At 47.5% G+C, this 17381-nt stretch carries 14 protein-coding genes and 1 other annotated feature; of the genes, 10 read left to right on the top strand and 4 right to left on the bottom strand.

What is annotated here, in order from left to right:
- The first annotated feature begins 74 nt into the window (after nucleotides 1-74).
- The 3 genes from ACFPYJ_RS24195 to ptsP all read left to right on the top strand — a co-directional run bounded on the left by ACFPYJ_RS24195 (nucleotide 75) and on the right by ptsP (nucleotide 4675).
- The gene (locus ACFPYJ_RS24195; RefSeq protein ID WP_379190793.1) at nucleotides 75-812 is read left to right on the top strand and encodes a hypothetical protein; all 738 of its coding nucleotides are present in this window, start codon (nucleotides 75-77) and stop codon (nucleotides 810-812) included.
- A gap of 228 nt (nucleotides 813-1040) precedes the next feature.
- Nucleotides 1041-2924 (top strand): glucose PTS transporter subunit IIA, encoded by a 1884-nt coding sequence (locus tag ACFPYJ_RS24190; RefSeq protein WP_379190792.1) that lies wholly within the window; start codon nucleotides 1041-1043, stop codon nucleotides 2922-2924.
- Complete coding sequence (ptsP, locus tag ACFPYJ_RS24185) at nucleotides 2921-4675, top strand: phosphoenolpyruvate--protein phosphotransferase (protein WP_379190791.1); 1755 nt, start codon at nucleotides 2921-2923, stop codon at nucleotides 4673-4675. Before ACFPYJ_RS24190 ends, ptsP begins: the two co-directional genes overlap by 4 nt.
- A gap of 2 nt (nucleotides 4676-4677) precedes the next feature.
- On the opposite strand, the gene ACFPYJ_RS24180 is transcribed toward ptsP, so the two are convergent.
- Entirely contained in the window at nucleotides 4678-5202 is a 525-nt protein-coding gene (locus ACFPYJ_RS24180) for a type 1 glutamine amidotransferase domain-containing protein (RefSeq protein WP_379190790.1), read from the bottom strand.
- 61 nt (nucleotides 5203-5263) lie between these two features.
- Between ACFPYJ_RS24180 and ACFPYJ_RS24175 the strand changes: the two genes are divergently transcribed.
- From ACFPYJ_RS24175 to ACFPYJ_RS24155, 5 genes are all read left to right on the top strand, one after another.
- A complete protein-coding gene (locus ACFPYJ_RS24175) occupies nucleotides 5264-5710 on the top strand; it encodes a VanZ family protein (RefSeq protein ID WP_379190789.1) in 447 nt (148 codons plus the stop codon).
- 134 nt (nucleotides 5711-5844) lie between these two features.
- On the top strand, nucleotides 5845-6258 hold the full coding sequence (locus ACFPYJ_RS24170) for a hypothetical protein (RefSeq protein ID WP_379190788.1): 414 nt from the start codon (nucleotides 5845-5847) through the stop codon (nucleotides 6256-6258).
- 31 nt (nucleotides 6259-6289) lie between these two features.
- The gene (gene ytxJ / locus ACFPYJ_RS24165; RefSeq protein WP_379190787.1) at nucleotides 6290-6646 is read left to right on the top strand and encodes a bacillithiol system redox-active protein YtxJ; all 357 of its coding nucleotides are present in this window, start codon (nucleotides 6290-6292) and stop codon (nucleotides 6644-6646) included.
- A gap of 70 nt (nucleotides 6647-6716) precedes the next feature.
- Entirely contained in the window at nucleotides 6717-7721 is a 1005-nt protein-coding gene (gene ccpA / locus ACFPYJ_RS24160; protein ID WP_379190786.1) for a catabolite control protein A, read from the top strand.
- A complete protein-coding gene (locus tag ACFPYJ_RS24155) occupies nucleotides 7721-8422 on the top strand; it encodes a 5'-methylthioadenosine/adenosylhomocysteine nucleosidase (RefSeq protein ID WP_379190785.1) in 702 nt (233 codons plus the stop codon). Before ccpA ends, ACFPYJ_RS24155 begins: the two co-directional genes overlap by 1 nt.
- 81 nt (nucleotides 8423-8503) lie before the next feature.
- Here the strand turns inward: ACFPYJ_RS24155 and ACFPYJ_RS24150 are convergent, their stop codons facing one another.
- Entirely contained in the window at nucleotides 8504-9682 is a 1179-nt protein-coding gene (locus ACFPYJ_RS24150; RefSeq protein ID WP_379190784.1) for an acetoin utilization protein AcuC, read from the bottom strand.
- A 99-nt stretch (nucleotides 9683-9781) separates the two neighbouring features.
- On the bottom strand, nucleotides 9782-10414 hold the full coding sequence (locus ACFPYJ_RS24145) for a GNAT family N-acetyltransferase (RefSeq protein WP_379190783.1): 633 nt from the start codon (nucleotides 10412-10414) through the stop codon (nucleotides 9782-9784).
- 176 nt (nucleotides 10415-10590) lie between these two features.
- Here ACFPYJ_RS24145 and acsA point away from each other — a divergent pair, with 176 nt between their 5' ends.
- Complete coding sequence (gene acsA, locus ACFPYJ_RS24140; RefSeq protein ID WP_379190782.1) at nucleotides 10591-12315, top strand: acetate--CoA ligase; 1725 nt, start codon at nucleotides 10591-10593, stop codon at nucleotides 12313-12315.
- 149 nt (nucleotides 12316-12464) lie between these two features.
- Here acsA and ACFPYJ_RS24135 read toward each other — a convergent pair whose 3' ends face one another.
- Entirely contained in the window at nucleotides 12465-15557 is a 3093-nt protein-coding gene (locus tag ACFPYJ_RS24135; protein WP_379190781.1) for a transglycosylase domain-containing protein, read from the bottom strand.
- Nucleotides 15558-15746: 189 nt separating this feature from the next.
- Nucleotides 15747-16018: a binding site (T-box leader), on the top strand.
- Nucleotides 16019-16122: 104 nt separating this feature from the next.
- On the opposite strand from ACFPYJ_RS24135, the gene tyrS reads away from it, so the two are divergent.
- Complete coding sequence (gene tyrS / locus ACFPYJ_RS24130) at nucleotides 16123-17376, top strand: tyrosine--tRNA ligase (RefSeq protein ID WP_379190880.1); 1254 nt, start codon at nucleotides 16123-16125, stop codon at nucleotides 17374-17376.
- Nucleotides 17377-17381 lie beyond the last annotated feature (5 nt).

Below are 17381 nucleotides of genomic sequence, written 5' to 3'. Positions count from 1 at the left end.
CTCCAACAATAAGAGAGGCTTCGAGAAGCCGAAATTCTTGAAGTTAAATCTTATACTCTCTAGGAGGACAACACGTGCATTCAATGAACCAGCAAGGGAATTTCCAGAATCAGCGGATGACGAGCGGGATGCAATCGAATACTCAATCTAATGCATACCAGCCACTCGGATTCGTGCAATCTCATTATCAAGGGATTCCTAATCAGCAATCTGGTGGACAACAATCGGCTGCACCCGTCATTTCTCACACAGGCTATTCCGCTGCGCCGCAGCAAGGCTTTGGAATGTCCTCAACCCATGGATATGCTCAGCAAAATGCTGGATTTGGCAGCAGCGCTTCTGCTGGACCAGTCATTTCACATGTCGGTTATAAAGTGGGTCAAGATTTCCGTCCCAATCAATCGCATTCCTTTGCCAGCCAACAATCATCGCAAGGGTCGATGAATAACTCCCAACCGGTTATTTCCCATTTGGGGTATGCTTCAGGTCAGAATTTTCATCCGAACCAATACCAGCAAACAAATCAATTTGCACAACAACAACAACAACAACAGCAGCAACAGCAAACAAATCAATTTGCACAGCAGCAACAAAGTGGATTTGGTGCTGCCAACCAAGGCTTCAACCAATTCGCTTCAAATATGCATGCAGTAACTTCGCATAACCCTGTGTATCAGGCGTCTAATGCCACTTCACAAGCTGGTCCGATTATCTCAAAAGTGGGGTATTCCTCCGGTAATCAACAAATGGGTTATGCCTCTAACCAACAAGCAAGCCAAACCCAAAATTTCGGAATGAACCAACGTTTCTAAGAAAACATACCGGAATGAAATTCACAAATTGAGCGGCGGACCGTGAGGTCCGTCGTTTTATTTTGACAAAGTGAGCTGGAACACTTACGATTTAATCATACTTACGTAAAATATAGAGTCCTGTTATCCAAGTAAGTATCGCAAAAACTTGGCATATGCTTTCGAAGCGAGTTTATGCTCACAGGATGTATCCGAGTAAGTATCGCAAAAACTTTTAGGAGGTTCCCAATGAACATCATGGGTCATTTGCAGCAGCTTGGCCGGTCATTAATGCTGCCGACCATTGTACTGCCGGGCGCCGCCATATTTCTAAGCTTAAGTGCACTGCCATGGGCTGCCATGGGGCTGCCAAGTATGCATGATCATCTCCAAACTGCGGGGGAAGCGCTATTCGCGTTTTTACCTTATTTATTTGCGTTCGGAGTAGCAATGGGGATGACCAGCAATGCCGGCACAGCAGGGCTTGCAGCGCTAGCGGGTATGTTTATCTATACGGGAATCATTAACGCCAGCCACTATGAGCTTGAACCGACTGTGTTCACCGGCGTTATTATTGGTCTTGTTACCAGCATGTTTAATGAACGGTTCAAATCGATCAAGCTTCCGGAATATATCCAGTTTTTTGGCGGACCTAGGTTTGTGCCGCTCGTTGTCAGCATGTTCTCCGCCGTTTGGGCGATTATTATGGTGCAGCTCGCACCAAGCTTACATAGTGCTTTGATGGGTTTAGGTGATATCGTCTCCTCGGGGGGCGGATTTGGCGTTTTTCTATTTGGCTTTGTGCTTCGTATTTTGGTTGTCTTTGGCCTGCATCATCTTGTCAGTCATGTTTTTTGGTTCCAGGTTGGCGGCTATCAGGGACCCGATGGCTCCATGGTATTCGGCGATTTACCCCGTTTCTTCGCTGGAGATCCATCAGCAGGTGCATTCATGGCGGGTTTATATCCAACCATGATGTTCGCTCTGCCTGCAATTGCTTTTGCCATTATTCATGAAGCCCGTGAAGACTTGAAGCCCAAGATACGTAAAACCTTTCTTACGGCGGCTTTAGCTTCATTCTTAACCGGAGTAACAGAGCCCATCGAGTTTGCTTTCCTGTTCGTTGCGCCGTATCTGTTTGTTGTTCATGCCCTGCTCTCAGGGATCATGATGTGGATGACGTACGAGCTCGGTATTCGTGACGGCTTTTCTTTCTCGGCTGGAGCGATCGATTTTGTGATTAACCAGCATCTTGCGACAAAAGGCTGGCTGCTCCTGCCGATTGGGATCGTCTTTGGTCTCCTCTATTATGTGTTGTTCCGGTGGGCGATAGGGCGCTTCCGTATTCCAACGCCTGGGCGGGAGGAAGGCTCACAGCTTGATGAGTGGGCGGGCGATATTCCCTACCGTGCCCCTCTCATTTTGCAGGCGATCGGGGGCAAGGATAATATTGTACAGATGGAAGCCTGCATAACGAGGCTTCGCCTGAAAGTGAACAGCGATAAGATGGTTGATATTAACGCACTCAAGCATTTAGGCGCTGCGGGCGTTATCCGGCTCGGGGGAGGCAATGTGCAGATCGTGTTTGGTACCTACTCGGAGCTGATCCGTGAAGAAATGGACAAAGCGATACGAAGAGATATCTCGAGGGTGCTGTTCTGTTCTCCGGTACAAGGCAGGATGCTTCCGCTTGATGAGGTCCCTGATCCGATTTTCGCCGGCAAATTAGTCGGTGACGGTGTTGCATTCATACCCGATAAAGGGGAGCTGGTCTCGCCTGTGCAGGGAAAAGTCATACATGTGTATCCTTCCATGCATGCGATTGGCATACGAACGCCGGAAGGACTGGATGTTCTGCTTCATATCGGTATCGATACCTCGCAATTAAAGGGTATGGGATTCAAGGCTGTCGTCAATGAAGGGGATCAGGTGAAACCCGGGCAGCTGTTGATTACCTTTGACATACAGGTAATACGCAAAGCGAGTAAATCTCTTGCAACGCCGATGGTGATTACGAATTCAGATCGTGTGAGTTCGTGGAGCTTTGCTCCCTTTAAAGGGGTCAAGCGGGGGCAGGCTTCAGTCATGTCGGTCGTTTTAAAAGAGAGAAGCAGTGGAGGGGATACGGCATGATTCAAGGTATAGGGGCATCATCGGGAATCGCAATCGGCAAAGCATTCGTTTTGCCGAATTGGGAGTGGGATTTGCCGGAGCAGAAGATCGACGTAGGTGATTTGGCGCGTGAGTTCGACCGTTTATACGAAGGCATCCGCACATCCAAGTTCGAGATTGAGCAGATGAAGGATGAATTGCGCGAAGTCGTCGGTACGGAAGAGAGCTATATTTTCGATGCACATCTAGCTATATTAGACGATCCCGTATTTATGAACGAAATCCAAGGGATCATTCAGCGTCAATACAAAGCGGCGGAAGTGGCAGTCAAAGAGGCCATTGACCATTTTGTAACCATGTTCGATCTCCTGGATGATGAGTACATGAAGGAACGCGCAATTGATATTAAAGATGTCGGCAACCGTCTGCTTAAGCATTTGCTTGGCGCTCCTGAAATTACACTGCCGTCGGATACGCAGCCCTTTATTCTGGTAGCCAAGGAGCTCTCGCCTTCACAGCTCGTTCATCTAAATCCGAATCATGTGCTTGGTATCGCCACATTAGTGGGAAGCACCACTTCTCACTCCTCTATCATGGCCCGGGCACTCGGAATCCCGCTTGTTGTCGGTATTGAGACAAAACTCGAGGAACCGATTCAAACCGGGGATATGATGATTATCGACGGTGACAAGGGTGTTGTACACTTGGAGCCTGACGAAGAACTCATTGACCGCTATTCGGAACTGCAGCTTTTTCATAAAGAAGCGACGGTTAGACTGAAAGGGATTGTCAGCGTTCAATCGGTTACACAGGATGGAAAAGAAATTGAGCTGGGTGCCAATATCAGTTCCTTGAAGGAGCTTGATGTGGCCCTCGCAAGCGGAACGAACGGGGTCGGCTTGTTCCGGACAGAGTTCCTGTACATGGATCGCAATCGGCTTCCTAGGGAAGAAGAGCAGTATGAGGTGTACCGCACGGTGGCAGAGAAGCTGGAGGGCAGACCGCTGATCATTCGTACGCTTGATATAGGCGGAGATAAGAATTTGGATTATTTCGAGCTGCCTGAAGAAGAGAACCCTTTTCTTGGTTATCGTGCAATTCGAATATGCCTCGATAAAACGGAATTGTTCAAAACCCAGCTTAAGGCCATTCTAAGGGCTAGTGCTCACGGGCAGGTCAAAATCATGTACCCGCTCATTTCTTCTGTCGAAGAAGTGGTTGCCGCTAACCAGCTGCTCGAGGAATCAAAGCAGGAGCTCCAAGCAATAGGTGTCGGTTTCGATGAAGCCATTGAAGTGGGGATCATGATCGAATTGCCTGCAGCGGTCATGATTGCGGATATGCTGGCGGAGGAAGTTGATTTTTTCAGCATCGGGACGAATGATCTCACTCAGTTCACGCTTGCAGTTGACCGAATGAATGAACAAATCTCGCATTTATATGAGCCCTACCATCCAGCGGTGCTGCGGATGCTGAAGCTGACAATAGAAGCGGCGAAGAGGGCAGGCATTCATGTCGGCGTATGCGGAGAGCTTGCGGGAGATATCGATGCCTTGCCGATCTGGCTGGCCCTTGATGTTGATGAGCTCAGTATGTCCGCACATGCGATTTTGCCAATAAAAGAACGGCTGATCCGCCTAAATCAGAAGGATAGCCGTTCGGTGTTTGATGAAATACTGAAATGCCGGACAAGTGCTCAAATTCACCAGGTATTATCAGCCTTTCAGGCAAGGATGGAGCTTAATGACAAAGAATCTTCGATTCTTAAGTAACGCTATTGTCCGCGAAGAGCCTCAACGAATGCTTTTCCGTAAGGCGGCAGGTCTGGCGGGCGGCGGGAAGAAATGATATGACCGTCTACAACAACCGCTTCATCAATCCAGGTTGCACCTGCATTCTCCATATCATCACGGATACCTGGAGTTGAGGTTACATTGCGGCCTTCAAGGATTTTAGCTGAGATTAACACCCAGCCTGCATGGCAGATTTGACCGATCGGCTTGCGGGCGGCGTCCATTTCCTTTACGAGCTCAAGCACTTTCGGATATCGCCGCAGCTTGTCCGGCGCCCAGCCGCCTGGAACAAGTAAACCGTCGATAGTCGAGCTGTCGACTTCATCAAAAGATAGATCAGCTTTAGCGGGTACTCCGTATTTACCAATATGAGTGCGCCCTTTCTCTGGTCCGGCGAACAAGACAGAAGCACCTTCTTCACGGACGCGATAAACCGGGTACCATAGTTCCAAATCTTCGAATTCATCGTCGAGCAGGCAAATTACATTTTTTCCTTGCAGAGTCATGGGCTCAATCCTTTCCAACTCGTAATGATCTTATCCTATTTATTGTATCGAAGGTGAACGAATGAAGCAAACATCATCCTTTAGTTACTCGAATGGAATACCAAGAAAACGAAGTTTGCTGCGGTTTGTTCCGGCGATCGCAGTGATGGCACTTATTTTTGCTTTATCGTCCCGGACAGGTGACGATATGAATACGCTGCTGCCATTTTTCCAGACCCTGCTTCCTAACATGAAAGGCTTTGATTGGGGACATTTCATCGTTTACTTTGTACTAGCTGTGTCAATTGACTATAGTCTTGGAAGAAAAGCGGACCGTTTGTATATGAAGCTCTTCATCATTGCGCTTTGCGGCATTTACGGGTTGACGGATGAATATCACCAGTCGTTCGTAGGCGGTCGTACGCCTGATTTGAAAGACATTCGAAACGACTGCATAGGGGCTGCAATTGCAGTACTGGTCATTGCCGTTCCGGTGATCCGCAAACGCTGGCGGAGATGGAGTTCATAACCGCAGAAGACAAAAATTACAATCTGAAGGGAAGAAGGACTTTATACAAAATGAGTCGAATATCTTATCGTCTAAGTACCGCCTGTAAACATTTGTAGATAGTGTGACGGTGCGATAAGAAGGAGTGGACCATTTTGCAAAAGCGTTGTCCTTGCGGCGATGTGATGCCGATGAAGCTGCGCACAGTTATTTATTCTGGTAAAGTTGAAATCGATAATGTACCGATTTTCTCTTGTCCTTCGTGCAGCCGCAGTGAAGTATTTCCCGAAGTAAAACCTGATTTAACCGGACTCATTGGCACATTAGGCACGTACCCGGTCAAACAAACGTATTTGTTCAACGAGTGGAATGAATGGGCAAATATACTGGTCGAGGCTTATGATGAGCGTAAACTCTCGGATGCTGCTGTTATGAGGCGCCTGACGGAGGAACGGATTAATACGCTGTTAGATTTATTTGCTTATGCACAATCTATACAAGATGAAGCATGGATTGCAGACATACATAAGCGGTTAAGCCAGCTTAGCCGAAGCATGATGCAGTTCTAGTTCTAAGGCTGCAGCCGAGGAGTCGTTGTCTATGGAACAGATCGCCTCACTAACAAGTATTCCGCAGTGGGAGGAAGCTCTTGCCGCTTCCCATAACCAACCTTTGTTCCTCTTCAAACACAGTACGAACTGTCCGACAAGCAGCGGTGCTTATGAAGAGTTAACCAACTGGATTGAGGATGCAAGAGGACTGTTTGTGAACATCATGATCGTGTATGTAATTGAAAATAGATCGGTGTCAAATGCAATTTCTGAGCAGCTAGGAATCAAACATGAATCACCTCAGGTGATACTTTTGTCGAACGGCAGAGTATTATGGCATGAGTCGCATTGGAGCATTACGTACTCGACATTAGACCAACATCTCGGTACTCATTGCGAAAAGTAATATTTTGTCGTATCATTACGGTAAAGTAATACGGCGCGAGATTAAAATTTGAGCTAATGGAGAGAAGGCCGTGACGGTAACTATTTATGATGTAGCAAGAGAAGCAGGCGTTTCGATGGCGACAGTTTCGCGAGTCGTTAACAATAACCCGAATGTAAAACCACAAACCCGTAAGAAAGTATTCGAAGCAATCGAACGGCTTGGCTATCGCCCGAATGCGGTTGCCCGTGGTTTGGCAAGTAAAAAAACGACCACTGTTGGTGTCGTGATTCCTGACATCTCCAATGCAATCTTTGCTGAAGTTGCAAGGGGCATTGAAGACATAGCCAATATGTATCATTACAATATTATTTTGTGTAATGCCGATAAGAAGAAAGATAAAGAGATCCGTGTCATTAACACTCTACTTGAGAAACAAGTTGACGGCTTGTTGTTCATGGGCGGCGCAGTTACGGACGAGCATCTTCAAGCGTTCAAAACAGCTAATGTACCGATCGTTCTTTGTGCTACAACGGACGAGAACGGTATGATTCCTTCGGTTGATATTGACCATGAGAGCGCTGCGTATGACGCGGTTCAAACGCTGATTGCCCAAGGTCACCGTTCGATCGCAATGATTGGCGGCACATTACAGGATCCTGCCAACGGATTTGCCCGTTTTCAAGGCTATAAGAGAGCACTTGAAACAGCAGGCCTTGCATATGACGAGAACATGGTTCGAATTGGGAACTACCGCTATGAATCCGGTGTAGAAGCGATGAAATATTTCCTTGAGCTTCCTAACAAACCTTCTGCGGTATTCTCGGCGACTGATGAGATGGCGATTGGTGCGATTCATGCGATTCAAGATTCCGGCTTGAAGGTTCCTGGCGACATCTCAGTTATCAGCGTGGACAACAGCCGTATGGCTTCTATGGTTAGACCGCAGCTTACGACTGTAGCCCAGCCTATGTACGATATTGGAGCAGTATCGATGCGGCTCTTGACCAAGTTGATGAAGAAGGAAGCAGTTGAGAATGCGAAGGTCATTCTTCCTCATGAAGTCATCACTCGCCAATCGGTAGGTAGCAAATAATGACAACCTACAAGAAAATTGGCATTATTGGTGCCATGGTCGAAGAAATTGATTTACTGCATAAGCATGTAGAGAAGTCGGGTTCGTTTGAAAAAGCGGGTATCACTTATGTCGAAGGTATGCTGCATGGCCGTCAGGTCGTGTTTTGCAAGTCGGGTGTAGGCAAAGTAAATGCTGCTGTTTGTACACAATTGCTTATTGACGCAGGCGTTAACTGCGTTTTGTTTACAGGAGTTGCAGGTGCGCTTGAACCCAGCTTGAATATAGGTGACATTGTTGTGTCAACAACATGTCTCCAACATGACATGGACTGTACACCGCTTGGTTTCAAACGCGGTGAGATTCCATTTCAAGAGGTATATGAATTCACAGCCGATCCTAGGTTAGTGGAGATCGCTAGTAACGCCTGTGAACGTCTATTTCCCGGGCGAAGTACGAAAGGTAAGGTCTTATCGGGGGATCAGTTTATCGCGTCCCGTGAGGCCGTACGTGAGCTCTACGAGGATCTTGGCGGTGCATGTACGGAAATGGAAGGAGCGGCTCTGGCGCAGGTATGTGCTATGAACGGAACGCCCTTCGTTGTTATCCGCTCCATGTCTGATAAAGCAGATGGATCGGCCCACGTAAATTTTGCTGAATTTACGGTTGAAGCTTCGATCAATTCGCATCAGATCATTGATGAAATGCTTCGTCACCTCTAAAATCAGCTTTGAATTAAATAATAAAAGGCTATTGCTTCATATGCATCCATGAGATGCTTAATGAGGCGATAGCCTTTTTGATTATAAGTCTTGTGCTGCGATAGCCGTTATTTGGCGATTTCGAACCTCGATCTCTGAACGGCGCGGCATAGGTGTCCAATTGGATGTATCATCAAGCCAATGTTTTGGAAGAGGCTCTGGACTTTGCGATTCCCAGTGCGCAAGCCATTTCTCGGGCAGGGATTCATTAGAGTCATGCTCGCGCAATCGCAGGGAAATCGGATGGTCTGTCATTTCCAGCCATACGAGTGCCCAGGCGCGAGGGACTACACGCCAAATATCGTATCCACCGCCGCCTATCGCAACCCAGCGTCCATCTGTGTATTCATGTGCCAGGCGATGAATAATAGCGGGCATCGCATGATAGATCCGCATGCTGCATTGGGTATGGGAGAGCGGGTCATAGGCATGAGCGTCACAGCCATGCTGGCTGATGATAATATCAGGCTTGAATGCTGCGGTTACTTTCTCGATGGTGCTGCTGAAGCATTCCAACCAAGAATCGTCTTCAGTATAAGGTTCGACAGGCACATTGATACTTGCGCCAAAGCCCTGATCGATACCTCGTTCATGAACAAATCCTGTACCCGGAAAGAGAAACTTGCCTGTTTCATGGATCGAATAGGTGCATACATTTGGATTATCGTAAAATGTCCATTGCACACCATCGCCATGATGGACATCCGTATCAATGTAGAGTACACGTGCATTAAACTGCTGTCGCAATCTTGTAATTGCTATAGCCGCATCATTGTAAACGCAAAAGCCGGATGCGCGCTCGGGAAACGCATGGTGCAGTCCACCGGCCATATGAAAGGCATGTTTAAATTGGCCAGACATGACTAAGTCGGCAGCCAGAGCAGAGCCGCCCACAATCGATGAAGCGGCGTCATGCATACCGGGGAAAAAAGGTGTATCTTCCGTGCGCAAACCGAACTTCTCAGCTTGCGAGACAAATTCAGTTGAAGGTGACAATTGGCTGAGCTGCTTCACAGCTTCAATGTAGTCTTCGCGATGAACGAGTGCAAGCATGGCTTCATCGGCAGGCAGAGCTGTCATCTTCTGTTCATCGCTGAGTGCACCGGCATCTTCAAGCAAATGCATGGCAAGCTTCAATCGCTGAGGATGAAAGGGATGATCCTCGTTGAACTTATACCGGCTCGCTTCCGGCTGATGAATAAATACGGCGTTTGCCGTCATCGCTGGTCATCGTCCTTTCTTAACGGTTTACGAAGTTAAACGGCATCGGAAGCATAGGCTTAACGGTTTACGAAGTAAAACGGCATCGGAAGCATAGGCTCAATACATAAAACGCTGCTTGAAACGTACGCGGTCGAAGCGCTCTACCGAATCTATCGGGACATCTTTGCCGATTCGAACCATTAAACAGTTCGCGGGATGTGCACAAATTTCGGGGTCATCTGTTGCAAACCAAACCATCCCCACGGATTTCATCAGTTTCTCCATCATGGCGCGATAATCCCAAACGTTTAATCCCGTTCCTTCTAAATCCCAGTGCCAATAATACTCCGTTGCAAATACGATCGTATTCTCCAACTGCTCTCCTGCAAATGCAATATTAATCATTCGCTTCCCAAGACCTAATGAACGATATTCATCGGCCACTTCTACGGCTCCCAGCTCTACTAGATCCTCCATGGCGCCTTCTGACCAACGTTCCAGCTCATCCGGATAATGGAAAGTTATATAGCCGACGATGGTTTCGCCGTCTCGTGTCGCAATAATACGCCCTTCATCGAGTTCGGCGATTTCAATTAAAGCTTTCCATTGTTCACTGGGTCTGCGAAAAGCGTCCAAATCTGGATGGAGTGATAGTCGTGACAATACTTCCGCAGGCAGTGGTCCCTCAATAATCAACTCCCGGTCCTTATAGGCCATTTGCTCTGCATGCATGACTTTCCGATGTTCCAAATATGTTGGCTCCTTTCAAGTGCTATTCTACTTATAGCAAAAAAACTTATGAATGAAAAGCATGGTTGAGGCTTGCATGCTGTGGTATAATATGAAAGCGTATTCTAGTAAAATGCTTTCATTATTTAGGCAGAGAAACCAGAGAAAGCCATATAATTGGTAGGAGGATGATGAAGATGGTTGATATGCATCAAGAACGGATACCGGTGACGGCATCCGGCTCCAACATGGAAAGTTATGATGAAACGTATTCTAATTTTAGCTTTGATCAAATTGAACCTCGGTTTACTTGGCATGAATCAGGTAAGGTGAACATGGCTCATGAAGCAATTGACCGTCACGTCCTAGAGGGACTTGGGGATAAAATTGCACTTCACTACAGCGATAATAACCGCGATGAATCGTATACATTTGAAGAAATCTCCAAGCAGTCGAACCGTTTTGCTAACGTGCTCCGCGGACTTGGAATAAGTAAAGGCGAGCGTGTATTTATTTTTATGCCTCGTACACCAGAGCTGTATTTCAGTTTGTTTGGCGCACTCAAGATCGGTGCCGTTGTCGGACCACTATTTGAAGCCTTTATGGAGACGGCTGTGAGAGACCGTCTGCAGGATAGTGAAGCAATTGCCATTGTTACGACTCCATCTTTACTTTCCCGCATACCGAAGCAGGATCTGCCTGGCTTGAAGCATATTATTGTTTACGGCGATGATGTTCAAGCCGGTGATGGAATTGTTGATTATAAAGCGGAGATGTCCAAAGCTTCCGAAGAAGCGGAAGTAGAATGGCTTAGCCGTGAGGATGGCCTTCTTATCCACTACACATCGGGTTCAACAGGCAAGCCAAAAGGTGTCTTCCACGTACAGAATGCAATGATTCAGCACTATTATACGGGGAATGTTGTGCTTGATCTAAAGCCAAATGATATTTATTGGTGTACGGCTGATCCAGGCTGGGTAACAGGTACATCTTATGGTATTTTTGCGCCTTGGCTTAATGGTGTAACAAATGTTATCCGAGGCGGCCGGTTCAGCCCGCAGGATTGGTATGGGACGATTCAGAAGTACGGGGTTACCGTTTGGTACAGTGCTCCAACTGCATTCCGGATGTTGATGGGAGCTGGCGATGATGTTGTTCACCAATATGATCTTACCAGCCTCCGACATGTGTTAAGCGTAGGAGAGCCCTTGAACCCGGAAGTCGTGCGATGGGGGCTTAAAGTGTACGGTCAGCGAATCCATGATACTTGGTGGATGACAGAAACCGGTGCGCAGCTTATTTGTAACTACCCTGGAATGGAGATCAAGCCTGGTTCGATGGGAAAACCTTTGCCTGGTGTAAAAGCGTCTATTATTGATGATAACGGGAACGAGCTTCCCCCATATCGAATGGGCAACTTGGCTATTCAAACCCCTTGGCCTTCTATGATGCGCAAGGTTTGGAACAATCCAGCGAAATACGAAGAATATTTCCGTATTCCAGGTTGGTATATCTCTGGAGATTCCGCCTACAAGGATGAAGATGGATACTTCTGGTTCCAAGGCCGTATTGACGATGTTATTAATACAGCGGGCGAACGGGTAGGACCATTTGAGGTAGAAAGCAAACTTGTTGAGCATCCTGCGGTTGCTGAAGCTGGAGTTATTGGAAAACCGGATCCGATGCGCGGAGAAATCATCAAAGCTTTCGTTGCTCTCCGAGAAGGTTTCACACCGTCTGAAGAGCTAAAGGCGGAGATATCTAAATTCGTCAAAGAAGGGCTCTCCGCGCATGCTGCGCCGCGAGAGATTGAATTTAAAGATAAGCTTCCGAAGACACGCAGCGGAAAGATCATGCGTCGTGTTCTGAAGGCTTGGGAACTTAATTTGCCTACTGGGGATTTATCAACAATTGAAGATTAATTGAATTGTGAGTTCTAACACAAAGAAGCCGCTCACCCGCATCATTGGATGCAGGCGAGCGGCTTCTTTGTGTTAACGGACCCATAAGTGGTCGGGTGAGCTGCCCGAATAATCCGCTAGGTTGTGGGAGGATGCAGCTTTCCAGTTAATTATTTCACTTCAATCGTCTCGGAAGCTGCGGATTCGCCAGCTTCATTGACTGCGTAGACCCGGAAAAAGCCGGAGGTCAGCGCAGATACGTAGTTAAACTCCGGAACAGTTGAGGAGCCTAACTTCATATAAGATCCATTGCTGGAATCGCTGTAATATACGCGGTACTCTTTAACCTGTTCAGAGGCTGCGTTTTCGGCCCAGGTTAGGGTAATCCCTACATTCGATGCTTCAGCTCTGACATTGGCAGGAGCGGAAGGAGGCATGATCCCTCCGGCGGGAGGATTAGGAATCACGGTGCCGCCTGAACCTCCCGGGATTGTTGTTCCAGGCGGATTGATCGTTGAGGTTCCGCCATTCGCAGATACAATAAGGCTTGGAGCAGACTCATGACCGCCTACATCGACAGCTGTTACGTAATAGCTAAAATTATCAGGGGTATTAACGTAGTTCACAAACCTCAAATCTTCCCCTGTCAGTACAGGCGTTCCAATCCCAACAAAGGCAGTATTGTTGGCGGAACGGTACATCCGATAACCAACAACATCCGAATCCGGTGAAGCTGAGAAGGAAATTCGGAAAGCGCTTGTGCCTGATACCCGTTCAATGTGAATATTGGCAGGACTTGCAGGAGCTCTTCCATCCTCAACACGAGGATCTACTTTGGATGGAGCATCCAGCTTAGCATCTGCCGGTACATACTGACTCATCGAACGTCGACTCGATGCCGGCAGCTTGGCCTGAGCAGCTTCAATTTCTGCCATAAGCACATCCAATGGTTTCTCCCGTTTCACGACGATTTGCTCGCGAACCATATCGGAAGGGGTCGTTGGCTGCGGGATGTAATTGATGCCGTTATAGGTGATGTAAGCCATTTTGATCAGGGCATCGTCAGCCTCTTTCGGCAGGTATTTCTTGTTGAACCAATCTGTTTCCAGTTTACCCATCTGACGGGTCAGGGAGGTAGGGAGCTTACCGCTCACACTGGAAACAGTCGCCTTCACGATCCCGGACGGCATTGTAAATTTCTTCGTCGGGAACAGCTCTGGGCGTGTTGTCGTGACTTCATTCATGATCTTCGTCCATATCGAACGGGCGCGTGTACGGCCGTCTTTGGTAAGCGTATTGATTTGTTTCTCATAACCCGACCAAACCCCTAATGTAATGTCTGGCGAGTAACCCATGAACCAGACATCGCCATAGCTTTGCGTGGAGCCTGTTTTACCAACGACAGGGATTTTGCCATAGTTCTTAAAGGTTGAAGTGATGGAATGTGCTGTTCCGCTTCGATCTGAGATAACAGTCCGCAGCATGTCCGTCATCAGGAAGGCGGTCTGCTCAGAGAACACACGCAAAGGTTTGGTATCGTGTTTATACACGACTTCACCATTTGCATCTGTAATTCGGCTGATCATATAGGCATCGTTAAAAACGCCATTGTTCGCAATTGATCCATAGGCATTCGTTAATTCTTCGACGGAGACACCTGCACTAAGACCGCCAATTACACCGGTTTGTGCATAGTCATCTTCGGGTTTAATCGTGGTAATTCCCAGCTTGCGGGTAAACTTCCAAGCTTCAGGAATGGTCACCTTCAAATTGAAGATTTTGAGTGCCGGTAAGTTTAAGGAACGGTTCAATGCTTCGCGGGCGGTAACCAGGCCGTAGAACTTCTTATTGGAGTTCATCGGGATGTGGAACCCTTTCTCGCCATCTTTGAAGACCATCGGTGCGTCATCAATAATGCTGCCTGGCTGCACCAAGCCGCTTTCAATAGCTGGTAAGTATGCGGCGATAGGCTTCATAGTGGAGCCGGGCTGCCTTGTCATTTGCGTCGCATGATTCAACTGCTCCGTATAGAAATCACGTCCCTCAAGCATGCCCAGTATTGCACCAGTTTTATGATCAAGCATAACAGCGGCGATTTGTTCAACGCCCTTCACTTTGCTGTCAGGCGTGAAATTATTAGGGTCAGCTGCAATGGCATGCATGGAGTTATACACTTGTTTATCGATTGTCGTATAGATATGGTAGCCGCCGCGAAGCAATTGCTCGCGTGCATCCTCCAGGAGAGGGGCATTCTCTTTCTTGCGGACATCAGCGATCGTCAGTTTCGGATCACGCTGCATCAGCAATATCTCTGCAGCTTGCCGTTCCGCTTCAAGCATGAGATAAGGAAAGGTGGAATAAGCTTTTTCAGTTGGCTTGGCCAGCGAACTCTTGATATCGAACTGCTTTGCCTCTTCATATTGCGCGCTGCTGATTCGACCGGTTTCAAGCATTCGCTTAAGCACGTTCTGCTGACGCTCCAAGGCAAGCTTAAAGCCATTCTCGTTGAATTTACCTTTACTTGTAAATGCTGTATAAGCAGAAGGACGCTGCGGCAATCCGGCCAAATAGGCAGACTGTGCGATGTTAAGCTTGGTTAAGTCTGCAATGTTGAAAATACCTTTAGCTGCAGCTTTGATGCCATATAGATTATAGCCGCTGTTGCCTGTTCCGAATGGTACTTTGTTGAGATATGCCGTTAATATTTCATCTTTCGTCAAAAAACGTTCCAGCCGAAGCGACAGGAAGATTTCTTTCGCCTTCCGGCTGTCAGTCTTGTCCAAACTTAAGAAAACCCTTCTCGCCAGCTGCTGAGTCAGCGTACTGCCTCCGGTTTGGGTGTCCTCATTGAGCAGCTTCTGTTTAACAGCACGGCCAAGACCATTCAGATCTATGCCGATATGCTTATAGAAGTTGTTGTCTTCCGTAGCTAAGACGGCATTGACAACTTGAGGAGGGATATCCTTGCGCTTAATGATTCGCCGGTCTTCTTCGGTGCGAAGCTGACCGACCGGTGTTTGATTATCGTTAAAATAAACGAAACCAGTGATGGCGTTTTCATTGATTTTTGCTTCTATTTCTGTTCTTGCACGGACGGGCTCGTCTTTAACAAAGGATGCGACATATCCGGCAGCGATGCCGCCTGTGAATAATCCGATTAACAATCCGAAAATAAATAACCATTTGATTGTAACGAGCGTCACGATTCCGAATGTCCGCCATTTGCTGTATCCATCGGCTTTCTGTTGACGGTCTTGATCCATAAACTCTTATTCCTCCTCCGATATAACAGAAATATTATAGCATAGATCACCATGATTAGGCATGCTTGGGGGGCGTATTTTGTCTTAAGTTCAGATATTTGGAAAGTTTATCCTATTAAAAAGGTGCTTTATCCGTTGACTTACCGGCGATGGGTATGGTATAAAGGTTAGCAAGAAAATTGCATATCACGAACAGTCTTGACAGGCTTCAGTAGAATTGCAGATGGTGTTGATCAGAGAGCCGGTGGTCGGTGTGAACCGGTACGCACTGCAGTTTGAATTACCGCCTCGAGCTGATCGGATGAACTTACGTTTGCTAATGAACGTTACAGTAGTCTGTTTCCGGATGAAATCCGTTATGATAATGAAGTGAGAGCCCTATGATTAGGTGTGCTGCAGCTGCAATACCTTTCTGGCTCTAACGAGGGTGGTACCGCGAGCAAATCCTTCTCGTCCCTTGAGGACGAAAGGATTTTTTGTCGTTTTCGGAAATATTTCTCGGCAGTTATTACACCTGTAGTGCGTCTAAGAAAGTATTGTGAAACGTTTAGGAGTGATTGTGATGGTGAAGTGGGAAGAGTTAACGGCAGAGCAGCAGCGGGAAGTTGAGCGGCAGATGAGTCTGATTCGCCGCGGCGCTGTAGAAATCATCCCGGAGAAAGAACTGGAAGCGAAAGTGGTCCATTCAGTTGCGACCGGTAAACCGCTTAAAATTAAGCTTGGCCTGGATCCGTCTGCACCGGATATTCATATCGGCCATACGGTTGTTCTGCATAAGCTGCGTCAGTTTCAGGAGCTTGGACATGAGGTTCAGCTCATTATTGGTGATTTTACAGGGAAAATCGGAGATCCGACCGGCAAATCTGAGACGCGCAAACAGCTCTCAGAGGAAGATGTTCAACAGAATGCGCAAACGTATCAGCAGCAGATATTCAAGCTGTTAGATCCAGCGCAGACAACGGTTTTCTACAATTCGAAGTGGCTTGGTCCGATGAATTTCGCTGAAGTGGTTGCTTTGGCTGCTAAAGTGACTGTAGCCCGAATGCTTGAGCGCGATGACTTCACAAAACGTTATCAATCGGGTCAGCCGATCAGCATTCATGAGTTTTTCTATCCGCTGATGCAGGGCTTCGATTCAGTGGTGCTGGAGAGCGACGTAGAGCTTGGAGGTACAGATCAGACATTTAACCTGCTGATGGGGCGGACATTGCAGAAGGAATACGGCAAAGCAGCCCAAGCTGTTATGACAATGCCTCTGATCGAAGGGCTCGACGGCGTATTAAAGATGAGTAAGAGCCTCGGTAATTATATCGGTATTGACGAAAAACCGGAGCAAATTTATGGTAAATCCATGTCGATCCCAGATGAGCTCATGCTGAAGTACTACCAGCTGGCCACAGACCTAAGTGAGGAGGAAATCACATCCATTCAAGAGGCTGTGTCTATTGGTTCCATGCATCCTCGTGATGTCAAAATGAAGCTGGCACGCACTTTCGTGCGGATGTACCACGGGGAGGAAGCAGCTGAAGCGGCAGAGAACCATTTTATTACGGTGTTCCAGCAGCGGGCGCTTCCTGATCAGATCGAAGCAGCCCGGCTAGCAGCTTCAGAGCTCGAAGCCGGGCAAATCGGCATTGTGAAGCTTCTCACAGTTCTTGGGCTGCAAAGCTCGGGAAGCGAAGCAAGACGGAGCGTACAGCAGGGTGCTGTTCGTCTCAACGAGCAAAAAATCGTCGACCCCGCAGCAGCTATTACACTCGTTAGCGGCGATGTCCTGCAGATTGGAAAACGTAAATTCGTTAAGTTGATTATTCAATAGCATCA

Source organism: Paenibacillus solisilvae (assembly GCF_042656405.1).
Classification (GTDB): Bacteria; Bacillota; Bacilli; order Paenibacillales; family Paenibacillaceae; genus Paenibacillus_Z; species Paenibacillus_Z solisilvae.
Note: the sequence above shows the minus strand (reverse complement) of the source record. Positions and strands in the feature narration are given on the sequence as shown.